At 30.5% G+C, this 466-nt stretch carries 2 protein-coding genes; both read left to right on the top strand.

The window, feature by feature from the left end:
* A partial coding sequence (locus RCF13_RS17870) for a hypothetical protein (RefSeq protein ID WP_308141417.1) occupies positions 1-270 on the top strand: 270 nt, incomplete at its 5' end.
* A gap of 11 nt (positions 271-281) precedes the next feature.
* Positions 282-466 (top strand): hypothetical protein (locus RCF13_RS17865; protein WP_308141416.1); only part of this gene is annotated, 185 nt, incomplete at its 3' end.

Raw genomic sequence — 466 nt, 5'->3', positions numbered from 1 at the left:
AGAAATATTGGTACAGGAAACATAGAAGATGATGTCGAGGTTGTTAAAAGTTTGCAAAAACAAATTGCACCTACCGCTAGGGATTATGCTGATTATGAATTATCAGAAGTCATTACTTCAGAAGAAGATCCTAACATCGCGTATGTGTATAGAAAACTGTATACAGTAACAGGAGCAGAAAAATACTTCCAAATTACGCTGCACAAAAGTAAAGATAATACTTGGTTATTGGCTGATGAACAGGCAAGTGCGCCTATAAAATTTAAATAAGGAGAGAAAAAATGGAACTTAAAGAAAATACAACTTTAACTTTGGAAAATACGATTTTAGACACCGGAAAGGAAATGCATAATGTAGAAATTACTGAAGAAGAAAAAAAGTTGTTGAAAAAATGTGAGAGTGAAATGAAAAAATTATGGAATTCTGTTGATTTTAAAATGGATTTTGAAAAGTATTATAAATTTTA

The organism is Stenotrophomonas maltophilia group sp. RNC7, assembly GCF_030910085.1.
Taxonomy (GTDB): domain Bacteria; phylum Pseudomonadota; class Gammaproteobacteria; order Xanthomonadales; family Xanthomonadaceae; genus Stenotrophomonas; species Stenotrophomonas sepilia.
The sequence above is the reverse complement of the archived record's forward strand: the minus strand, read 5'-3'. Positions and strand labels throughout refer to the sequence as shown.